This window comes from Cecembia lonarensis LW9, from assembly GCF_000298295.1.
Lineage (GTDB): Bacteria > Bacteroidota > Bacteroidia > Cytophagales > Cyclobacteriaceae > Cecembia > Cecembia lonarensis.
In genome coordinates this window covers 1-10,553 of record NZ_AMGM01000108.1, presented here as the reverse complement: position 1 = coordinate 10,553, position 10,553 = coordinate 1, and the positions used below count along the sequence as shown (strand labels likewise).

Annotated in this window: 10 protein-coding genes and 3 tRNA genes; 5 read left to right on the top strand and 8 right to left on the bottom strand. The window is 40.3% G+C overall.

The window, feature by feature from the left end; translation table 11 throughout:
• Nucleotides 1-3: 3 nt before the first annotated feature.
• The 4 genes from B879_RS18860 to B879_RS18845 are packed head-to-tail and all read right to left on the bottom strand — an operon-like array spanning nt 4 to nt 3,438.
• Nucleotides 4-735: a 3-keto-disaccharide hydrolase gene (locus B879_RS18860; RefSeq protein ID WP_009186817.1), complete on the bottom strand. Its 732-nt coding sequence runs from the start codon at nt 733-735 to the stop codon at nt 4-6.
• Complete coding sequence (locus tag B879_RS18855; RefSeq protein ID WP_009186816.1) at nt 735-1,157, bottom strand: c-type cytochrome; 423 nt, start codon at nt 1,155-1,157, stop codon at nt 735-737. Before B879_RS18855 ends, B879_RS18860 begins: the two co-directional genes overlap by 1 nt.
• Before the next feature lie 21 nt (nt 1,158-1,178).
• Nucleotides 1,179-2,231, bottom strand: coding sequence for a sugar phosphate isomerase/epimerase family protein (locus B879_RS18850; RefSeq protein WP_009186815.1), 1,053 nt, complete (start codon nt 2,229-2,231; stop codon nt 1,179-1,181).
• A gap of 37 nt (nt 2,232-2,268) precedes the next feature.
• The gene (locus B879_RS18845; RefSeq protein WP_009186814.1) at nt 2,269-3,438 is read right to left on the bottom strand and encodes a Gfo/Idh/MocA family protein; all 1,170 of its coding nucleotides are present in this window, start codon (nt 3,436-3,438) and stop codon (nt 2,269-2,271) included.
• A 268-nt stretch (nt 3,439-3,706) separates the two neighbouring features.
• Between B879_RS18845 and B879_RS18840 the strand changes: the two genes are divergently transcribed.
• The 5 genes from B879_RS18840 to B879_RS18820 are packed head-to-tail and all read left to right on the top strand — an operon-like array spanning nt 3,707 to nt 9,079.
• Entirely contained in the window at nt 3,707-4,957 is a 1,251-nt protein-coding gene (locus B879_RS18840; RefSeq protein WP_040401227.1) for an MFS transporter, read from the top strand.
• On the top strand, nt 4,954-5,826 hold the full coding sequence (locus B879_RS18835) for a hydroxypyruvate isomerase family protein (RefSeq protein ID WP_009186812.1): 873 nt from the start codon (nt 4,954-4,956) through the stop codon (nt 5,824-5,826). Before B879_RS18840 ends, B879_RS18835 begins: the two co-directional genes overlap by 4 nt.
• A gap of 25 nt (nt 5,827-5,851) precedes the next feature.
• Entirely contained in the window at nt 5,852-7,531 is a 1,680-nt protein-coding gene (locus B879_RS18830) for a GMC oxidoreductase (protein WP_009186810.1), read from the top strand.
• Nucleotides 7,532-7,549: 18 nt separating this feature from the next.
• On the top strand, nt 7,550-8,119 hold the full coding sequence (locus B879_RS18825) for a gluconate 2-dehydrogenase subunit 3 family protein (RefSeq protein WP_009186808.1): 570 nt from the start codon (nt 7,550-7,552) through the stop codon (nt 8,117-8,119).
• A gap of 60 nt (nt 8,120-8,179) precedes the next feature.
• Nucleotides 8,180-9,079: a sugar phosphate isomerase/epimerase family protein gene (locus tag B879_RS18820; RefSeq protein WP_040401229.1), complete on the top strand. Its 900-nt coding sequence runs from the start codon at nt 8,180-8,182 to the stop codon at nt 9,077-9,079.
• A 42-nt stretch (nt 9,080-9,121) separates the two neighbouring features.
• Here the strand turns inward: B879_RS18820 and B879_RS18815 are convergent, their stop codons facing one another.
• The 4 genes from B879_RS18815 to B879_RS18800 form a co-directional block, all read right to left on the bottom strand.
• On the bottom strand, nt 9,122-9,772 hold the full coding sequence (locus B879_RS18815) for an MCP four helix bundle domain-containing protein (protein ID WP_009186806.1): 651 nt from the start codon (nt 9,770-9,772) through the stop codon (nt 9,122-9,124).
• Nucleotides 9,773-10,096: 324 nt separating this feature from the next.
• Nucleotides 10,097-10,169 (bottom strand) — tRNA-Lys (locus B879_RS18810).
• 73 nt (nt 10,170-10,242) lie between these two features.
• Nucleotides 10,243-10,316, bottom strand: a tRNA-Arg gene (locus B879_RS18805).
• Between the two features lie 10 nt (nt 10,317-10,326).
• Nucleotides 10,327-10,401, bottom strand: a tRNA-Pro gene (locus tag B879_RS18800).
• Nucleotides 10,402-10,553: the final 152 nt, after the last annotated feature.

Sequence of the window (10,553 nt, the reverse complement as noted above, 5' to 3'; positions counted from 1 at the left end):
ATTTTAGAGATTTTTGATTCTTATATTCCGAAACCAAACTTCATCACCATGGTCCTGTAGGGCGATTTTACCTTTTTGGTATTTACCAAAACCTGGCATGTCTTTAAACTTTGATTTGGCAACCAGTTCATCCCATTCTTCAGTCCACATGGTGGTCTCGACTACTTTGACCCCGTTTAAGTGGAGCTGAAGAAGGCCATCTTTTGCGATAATTTCTGCTAAATTCCACTCTCCCACAGGCCTGACCACTTCCTCACTGGATTCAATAAGGTCATAAAGATCACCTGCCCTATGGGTACGGATTTTTGCATCGGGATGTCCATCATTATCCAAAACCTGCATTTCAGGACCAGTCATCCAAGGGTAGGCATACTCTGGTGATTCATGAACGAAGAACATAATGCCAGAATTACCATCTTTGGCAATTTTCCACTCCACCTGAAAATGGAAATTATCAAACTCTTGGTCTGTCACGATATCGCCACCATCTCCAGTTTGCCAACCATCTTTATTGGTAGCATCTAAATAAATGGCTCCATCCTGTATTTTCCATGCAGCTCCCACACTCCCTCCTCCATATTTGGACCAGCCCTGGAAAGTGGCTCCATCGAAAAGGCTTACCCATTCATTTTCTTCCACATCCTCCTCCTCAACAACCTGCTGTTCTGGACTACCTCCACATGAAAAAAGAAGTGCCGCACCGATCATGATTCCTAATAGCGAATTATACTGCATTACTTTTTCAATAAAAGTACGTATTTGATGATTGTTTCTACATCCTCTTTTGCCAAATGAGGATGGGCCGGCATCGGAACTTCTCCCCAATTACCTACATTTCCATTAATTACAGTAGCAGTAAGCATAGCAACATTTTCATCAGTATTATCATACTTAGCTGCGACATCAGCATAAGAAGGTCCTACTATTTTTCTTTCTATCATATGACATGCAGTACAACCTGCTTCTTTGGCTTTAGCAGATCCTGCGATAAACACAGGGTCATCTTTGTATTTTTCTTCAAGACTGATACTTGCAGCAGGTGCTGGCTGGCTGGAAGTAGTAGATTCTGAAGAAATTGAGGATCCACCTCCTCCACAGGAATATGCAAGTACTGAAAGTGTAATAACACCTACCGATAACATTTTAACTGATTTCATAATAATAAATTGTTGATAAGATTAAATTCCTAATATTTTTCTATTGAAAGCTTCATCTGCTCCGGCAGCAGCAAAATCATCAAAGGCTTTTTCAGTGACCCTAATGATATGATCGGCTATGAACTGTGCACCTTCAATGGCGCCTTGTTCTGGGTGTTTGATCGCACATTCCCACTCCAATACAGCCCAACCAGAGAAGTTATATTGAGAAAGCTTGCTAAAGATACCACTAAAATCAACTTGTCCGTCACCCAAGGATCTAAATCTTCCTGCCCGATCTACCCAGCTTTGATAACCTCCATATACACCTTGCTTGCCAGTTGGATTAAATTCAGCATCTTTCACATGGAACATTCTAATCCTTTCATGATAGAAATCAATGAATTGCAAGTAATCCAAACACTGTAAAACAAAGTGGCTGGGATCATATAAAACATTGGCTCTTTTATGATTGTTTACTTTCTCCAAAAATATTTCAAAGGTAATGCCATCATGTAAATCCTCTCCAGGATGCAATTCATAGCAAACATCTACACCATATTCTTCAAATGTATCCAAAATAGGCAACCATCTTTTTGCCAATTCTGTGAAGCCAGTATTCACCAAACCAGCTGGTCTTTGTGGCCAAGGATATACGGTATGCCACATTAATGCACCCGAAAAGGTTGCATGGGCATTAAGCCCTAGATTAGCTGAAGCTTGGGCAGCATATTTAAGCTGCTGGGTTGCCCACTCCGACTTTGCTTTAAGGTTGCCAGCTAAATTAGCTGGGGCGAATGCATCAAAGAGTTCATTATAGGCCGGGTGAACAGCTACCAACTGTCCCTGCAAATGGGTAGAAAGTTCGGTAATCTCCAGTCCTGCTTCATTTACTATTCCTTTTATTTCGTCGGCATAGGTTTTACTTTCAGCAGCCTTTTGTAAGTCAATCATTCTTCCATCCCAAGACGGAATTTGCACTCCTTTGTATCCCACATTCGCCATCCATTCGCAAATATTTTTGAGGTTATTGAATGGCGCTACATCGTCTGCAAACTGTGCCAAAAAAATGGCAGGTCCTTTAATGGTTTTCATAGGTTGATTGTTTTAAGTTGTCATGTTAATAAGTTAATTAATATTCTACTGTGAAAGGGGTCCACTTTTGCTCAGAGGCACTGCTATTTAATACATGCTCTATAAATGCCATTCCTCTGATGCCATCTTCAGCACCAGGAAAATCCCTCCACTCTGCTTTTGGCTCTTCTCCTCTTCTCTGGGCATAAATACAACGGGCAAAATTCCTGTAAATGTTAGCAAAAGCTTCAATATAACCTTCTGGGTGTCCTGCTGGAGTCCTGGTATTTTCATTTGCCAGCGAACCCAAATAGCCGGTTCCTGCCCTAAGCGTTTCAGCAGGTCTACCAGGCCATCTAGCGATCAAAGAGTTGTTGTCCTCTTGCTCCCATTCTAATCCCCCCTGATCTCCATATACCCTTATTTTAAGATTGTTTTCACAGCCCGTATCAATTTGCGAAGCCGTTAAGATACCGGATGCATTATTTTCAAAACGCATCAAAACTGCTCCATCATCATCTATTGGTCTACCTTCCACTTTGATGTCTAAATCAGCACAGATCTTTGCCACTTTCATGCCGGTCACATACTCTACCAAATTAAACGCATGGGTCCCTATATCCCCAAAACATCCGGCTTTCCCATTTCTTGCAGGGTCAGTTCTCCATTCAGCTTGTTTGTTATTTTCGTGCTCCAAAAGTTTATATAACCAGCCCTGGGGGTATTCTACATAAACTTTTTTAACCTTTCCGATTTTCCCTTCTGCAATCATTTGTTTCATCTGCTTGACCATAGGATATCCTGTATAGGTATGTGTCAGGCAAAAAAGCTTATCGCTGGTATTAATGATTTTATACAAGGCCTTGGCTTCATCATAAGTGAGTGTCATGGGCTTATCTAAAACCACATGAAAGCCATTTTCCAAAGCTTTTTTGGTGGGGTCAAAGTGTACATTGTTAGGCGTCACGATACTGATGATGTCAATCCTTTCTGACTCAGGTAATGCCAATTCTTTTTCTATCATCTCATTGTAAGAAGCATATACTCTGGACGGGTCCAACATCAACTCCTCTCCTGCCTGCTTGGATTTATCAGGATTGCTACTGAAGGCTCCAGCAGTAATTTCTATCAAACCATCCATCAGCGCAGCACTTCTGTGTATGGCTCCAATAAATGCACCTGGACCTCCTCCTACCATCCCCATTTTGAGTTTTTTTTGAGCTGTCATTTTAATCAAGGTTTAATGGTTTATTGTTATTGTACCGGCAATAATTTTATCTAAGATAATTTATGATATTTATTCGCTTAAACTTAAAGCCAAATAAATTACAAATAGCAGTAAACTGTTATGAGTGGTAAAGGAATTCAGCTACCTATCCTATTATATTTGGCATAAATCTGCTCAAATAAAAATAAGCCAAAAATCCTTATTTTTAAATATAAAATTGATAGTTTACATTCTGAAAAATATCCTGAACACTCATTAATCATTATAAATGACTCTTTTACTAAGGACTAAACTTTCTTTGATGATGTTCTTGGAGTTCTTCATTTGGGGATCTTGGTATGTTACCATGGGCACGTTTTTGGGAATTAATCTACAGGCAACGGGGAGTCAAATCGGAACTGCCTTTTCCACCCAATCCTTTGGGGCAATTATCGCTCCTTTTATTATCGGTCTCATCGCGGATAGGTATTTCAATGCAGAAAAATTATTGGGAGGCCTACATCTTCTCGGAGGATTTTTTCTCTTTATGGCTTATCAGGCGGATTCCTTTACCAACTTCTATCCTTTCATATTTATTTACATGGTGCTTTACATGCCCACGTTGGCCCTTGTCAATTCCGTTTCTTTCAGACAAATGACGGATCCCGGAACAGAGTTTCCCAGCATTAGGGTTTGGGGAACGATAGGATGGATCGTTTCCGGCTTAGTGATCAGCTATGTGTTTTTTTGGGATGCAGCAGACAATATGCGTGAAGGAATGCTCAAAAATACATTTCTGATGGCAGCCATTGCTTCCGCAGCTTTGGGTATCTTTAGTTTCACTTTACCCAAAACGCCACCAAAGGCAAGATCCGACAACAAAATCAATATCAAGGATATTTTAGGGCTGGATGCAATAAGCCTACTAAAAGATAAAAATTATGCGGTTTTTTTCATCTCTTCCATTCTAATCTGTATTCCTTTGGCTTTTTATTACCAAAATGCAAATCCGTTTCTGGCTGAAATAGGCGTATCGGATCCAACGGGAAAGATGACCATAGGACAAATTTCGGAAGCTTTATTCCTATTGTTGCTCCCCTACTTTTTTAGAAAATTCGGTTTTAAATTAACATTAATCGTGGGCATGATAGCCTGGTCTGTACGCTATGCCTTATTTTCTTTGGGCGATGCGGATCAAGGACTTTACCTACTGATCATTGGTATTGCACTTCATGGAATCTGTTATGATTTTTTCTTTGTATCAGGGCAAATTTATACAGACACCAAAGCAGGGGAAAAATTCCAATCGGCAGCGCAGGGTATGATTACTTTAGCTACCTACGGATTGGGCATGTTGATAGGCTTTTCTATTGCAGGTCAGATCACTGATGTATATCTTCAAGCAGATGGCTTACACGATTGGCAATCAATATGGCAAATTCCAGCATTGATTGCTATATTAGTAGTGCTTTTCTTCTCGATTTTATTTAAAAATGAGTCGATTAACAAAAAAGCACTTAATAAACCTATTGAAAAATGACCGACTTTAGTAGAAGAAAAAACCTGAAAAAGTTAGCTTTGGCTACTACTGCCTTTGGTGGGCTACCTTATCTCAACCTTAAGGCTTCACCTTTAAATGGGCCACTCAAAGGCAATGTAAACCATGCAGTTTGCCATTGGCCCTTCAACCCAATGACCCTTGAGGAATTATGCATCGGCATAAAAAAAATTGGTTTCAATGCAATAGATCTTGTCGGGCCTAATAATTGGCATATCCTTCAAAAACATGATGTGGTATGTTCTATGTGTAATGGGGCAGACCTTGGAATTGTACAAGGGTTTAATGACCCCCAAAACCATAACAAACTCATCCAAGGTTATGAAGAAGTGATCCCGCTTATGGCCAAAGCTGGCTACAAGAACATCATTGCCTTCAGCGGAAACAGAAAAGGGATGGATGATGAGACCGGTCTGAAAAACTGCGCCGAAGGTTTGAAAAAAATTATGGGTCTGGCAGAAAGGCATGGCGTCACAGTAGTGATGGAACTACTGAATAGCCGCGTCGATCATCCCGATTATATGTGCGACAAAAGCGATTGGGGCGTAGAACTATGTAAAATGGTAGATTCAGAGCATCTTAAACTCCTTTATGACATATATCATATGCAAATTATGGAGGGAGACTTGATAAGGACCATTAAGAAAAATCATCAATATTTTGGGCATTACCATACGGCGGGAAACCCAGGAAGAAATGAAATCGATGAAACCCAGGAAATCAATTATCCTGCAGTAATAAGGGCAATATTAAACACCGGCTTCAAGGGCTACATTTGTCAGGAATTTATTCCTAAATCGACTGATAAAATGGCTTCTTTAGAACAAGCCATCAGAATATGTGACATTTAAATACAAATCAAATATCTATTAAATTATGGCAGATAACTCGTATGATGCGATTGTTGTAGGTTCCGGGATTAGTGGAGGCTGGGCAGCAAAAGAACTCACAGAAAAAGGACTTAAAGTGCTTTTGTTGGAAAGAGGGCAAAACGTAGAACATGTCAAAGATTATAAGTCAGCCACGCTTGCCCCTTGGGAAATACCACACCGGGGAAGGAGAACGACCCAAATGATCGAAAATCACCCCAATCTGAGAAGAGATTATGTACTCAATGAACTGAACCTTGATTGGTGGGCACACGAATCTGATTCACCTTACATAGAGAAAAAGCCTTTTACCTGGTTTAGAGGTTACCAAGTAGGTGGTCGTTCTTTATTATGGGGAAGGCAAAGTTACAGACTTCATGACATTGATTTTGAGGCCAACCTAAAAGAAGGCATTGCAGTAGACTGGCCAATTCGGTACAAGGACCTGGCTCCTTGGTATAGCTATGCAGAAAAATTTGCAGGAATTTCAGGAAATAAAGATGGGTATGAAATATTACCTGACGGGGAATTCCAGCCCCCAATGCCTTTGAACTGCGTGGAGAAAGACGTGGCAGATAGAGTAAAGGCGAAATGGGGCGGAAAAAGATTGGTTACAGTCGGCAGAGTAGCCAACCTGACCCAACCTTTGGAAGGACGTGTACAGTGCCAATTCCGAAATAAATGCTGGTTGGGCTGTCCTTTCGGAGGCTACTTTAGTACACAATCATCAACGCTTCCCGCTGCGATGAAAACTGGAAATTTAACACTGAGACCTTGGTCTATTGTCACAAAGCTGATATATGATAAAGACACTCAAAAAGCTACAGGAGTAGAGGTATTGGATGCGGAAAATAACCAAACCTATGAATATAATGCAAAAATCATTTTCCTATGTGCTTCTGCCTTTAACTCCACTGCCATTCTGATGAGGACAGCTACAGACATTTGGCCTGAAGGCTTGGGAAGTAGTTCAGGTGAATTGGGACATAATGTCATGGATCACCATTTCAGGCTTGGTGCCAACGGCATTGCTGAAGGTTATGAAGACAAATACTATTTTGGAAGAAGGCCAAACGGGGTTTATATCCCAAGGTTTAGAAATGTAGGCGATGATAAGAGAGATTACCTAAGAGGATTTGGCTACCAAGGCAGCGCATCAAGACAGGGGTGGAGCAGAAATATTGCAGAAATGAACTATGGTGCGCCTTTGAAAGAAGCACTAAGTGAGCCAGGACCTTGGTCTATGGGTATAACTGCCTTTGGAGAAATCCTACCTTATCATGAAAACACCATCAAACTGAGTAAGGATGTTAAAGATAAGTGGGGACTTTCAGTATTGGAAATGGATGCCGAAATCAAAGAAAATGAGAAAAAAATGAGGGTAGACATGATGAACGATGCAGCTGAAATGTTAGAGGCAGCAGGGTTGAAAAATGTCAATACCTTCGATGCAGGATATACCTTTGGACAGGGAATTCATGAAATGGGTACAGCAAGGATGGGAAGAGATCCCAAAACTTCTGTCTTAAATGGAAATAACCAAGTATGGGATGCCAAAAATGTATTTGTCACCGATGGGGCCTGCATGACCTCAGCAGCAGCACAAAACCCATCACTTACCTATATGGCATTGACAGCAAGGGCTGCAGACTTTGCGGTGAACGAACTTAAAAAAGGCAATCTATAAACTTAAAAGAATTTTATCATGGCGATGAATAGAAGAGATGCATTAAAAAGCGTAGCCTTGATGATGGGTGGCGCAATGGTTGGGGCTAATGCCCTCCTGACAGGCTGTAAACCTGAAGATCAGATTGTAGGCCTTGAATTCTCAAATAAGGACATTGCCTTTCTGGACGAAATTGGAGAGGCAATTATCCCAACGACAGATACACCAGGTGCTAAGGCAGTAGGTATAGGAGCATTTATGGTAATGATGGTGAAAGACACTTATAATGCAGAGCAACAAAATACCTTTGTGGAAGGAATAAATCTTATTAAGAAAGATTTTAAAGCTACCAATGGGGCAGATTTCATGGATGTCTCCGTCGAAGAAAGGACGGCATATTTAAATCAGCTTAAAAGCAGCGGTAAACCCACTTTAGATGCTGACCCTAAAAAAGTTACTGCCATCTTGGGAATGTTACAAGATCTGACAGTTTTAGGGTATTTCACTTCCGAAATTGGTGCTACTCAACAGCTGAGATATTTCGAAGCTCCTGGCAGGTATGAAGGCTGCATTGATTATACCCCCGGAGATAGGGCTTATGCGCTTTAAAATTATGTTTAATCCAAAAGAGGCTGTCTGATGACAGTCTCTTTTAATTTCCAATCCAGCATGAATAAAAGAAGAAAATTTATCCAAATGACAGCAGTGTTAGGAACGGGAGCTTTTCTCCCTTTTCAATTCTGTACCACGAAAAAAGAAGAAAGCAGTCAGACCGAAGCATTATTGGGAGCAGCCAAAGGCATACTTGATGATTTTGGAATTCAATTATATTCGGTGAAAGAAAATATGGCAGAAGACCCTGTCAAAACGATACAAGCGATGGCCTCCTATGGTTATACACAACTGGAAGGTTTTGATGGAGGCAAGGGGATTTTCTGGGGCATGGCAAATACAGAATTTAAATCTTTGGTAGATGATTTAGGGCTAGCCTTCATCGCCTCCCATGCCAATACTTTTGAAAATCTTGAAGAACAGGCTGAAAAAGCCGGTGCCATAGGAATGAAATATTTAATTTGTCCTTGGGTAGGACCGCAAAAATCCATGGATGATTTTAAGCGACTGGCAGAAGCATTCAACAAGCAGGGAGAAATCTGTAAAGAGCATGGGCTGCGTTTTGCTTACCACAATCATGGATATACCTTTGATGAACTAGAGGGCCAAATTCCCCAAGACTTCCTCATGGAAAACACCGATCCGGATTTGGTGGATTTTGAGATGGATACTTATTGGGTGTATACAGCAGGAAAGGACCCTATTGATTACATCAAAAAATATCCCAACCGCTTTACGTTAGGCCATGTAAAGGATAAATCTGCAGATTTACCCTTCGATGAGCCCAATGGTTCAACCTTAATTGGAAAAGGTTTAATGGATTTTCCTGCAATTCTTCGAGCAGGTATGGATAATGGGATGAAATATTTTATCGTCGAACAGGAACGCTTCGATGACACAGATCCCATGGAGGCTGCCAGAAGAAATGCTGCTTATATGAAGAACTTGGTGTTTTAATAAAAAATCCCAGAAAGTCAGATAACTTTCTGGGATATCCACCTATACAATATCATCATTGATACGCTTGGAAGTATAAATCAGCAAATAGATAACGACCAATAAAATGATGAGTGCTGCTACCTCAAACTGAGCCCATATTTTTGATCTATTCACAACCCTATCCGAATTCATAGCAAGAATTTTACCCTCTTCTAACTGAATCTGTGACAATTTATCCAAGTCTCCAATCGCTCTTTCAATATAGGCATTATATCTTTTTACATTTTCCTCATTAATTCCTGCTTCATCGGAATATAGCTCTGCATACTCAGCAATCCTAAGGTTATTTTGAATGATATTTTTAAAATCGTTCAAAAACCCCTCTTCTTTGGTCGTTAGTTTAGTCGCCTCAAAGTCTTTAACTAATTTTAAAATTCCATTTTCGTAGGCAATGATGTCTTCTATTACGTGGCTATAGTCACTTTCAAAATCACAGTGATTCACCAATAATTTAATTCGGAAAAGTTTCTCAGAAATTGAAAAAATATAACTTTCAACCATCAGTCTATCCTCGTAAAAAGAAATAAAGCTATCCCCCAGTTCATTAAAATTCCTTCTTTCCAGTAGGTTTTTACCAAAAATCAAAAAGATTAGTATGGTCAGAATTATCGCAATTTTAAATTTTCTGTGTTTAGATTTGTCAGCTGCCATAATCGTTTGAAAATTGAATTATTGAGTACCTGATCCAATGGCAAGGGTCCATTGATCCATTCCCTAATTAATACTTTAAATAGGAAATAACCTAAAAATAGCAAAACATTTAAAAAAACAAGAAATTGTATGATATGTCAAATAGAGGCCCTGAGATTTGGCTACATGAATTTTGATTCAGATACCTGCTCGAATAAAAAAAAAGAGGCTATCCCTAATTATGAGACAGCCTATTGTAATCCAAATTATAGTTGCCGATATCAACTCGCTACGCTTCGTTTTCTCGGGGTAAACTTCTCGCCATATGCGATGTTTTAAACTATGTGATCCCGCTGGGGCTCGAACCCAGGACCCTAACATTAAAAGTGTTATGCTCTACCAGCTGAGCTACGGAATCAAATTATGAAGGAAATCACTAGCAATGAAAACCCTATTAATAAATTGAGCATCCTTGGGAGATGCTCATGGAGTGATCCTGTCAGGACTCGAACCTGAAACCTACTGCTTAGAAGGCAGTTGCTCTATCCAGTTGAGCTACAGGACCTGGATAATAGTCGGGGTGGCAAGATTCGAACTTGCGACCTCCTGCTCCCAAAGCAGGCGCGATAACCGGGCTACGCTACACCCCGAACTTACTCATTACTTGTTTGAAAACCTTAGTGTTTTCATTTGTGATCCCTTTGGGGCTTCCCGACCTTAATTCCCCCTAACGTTCGGTCGTACCCGTTCGTTCCCGTTTTTACTACCGGGGAACTTAAACTTACTCGACCCGTTACGTACG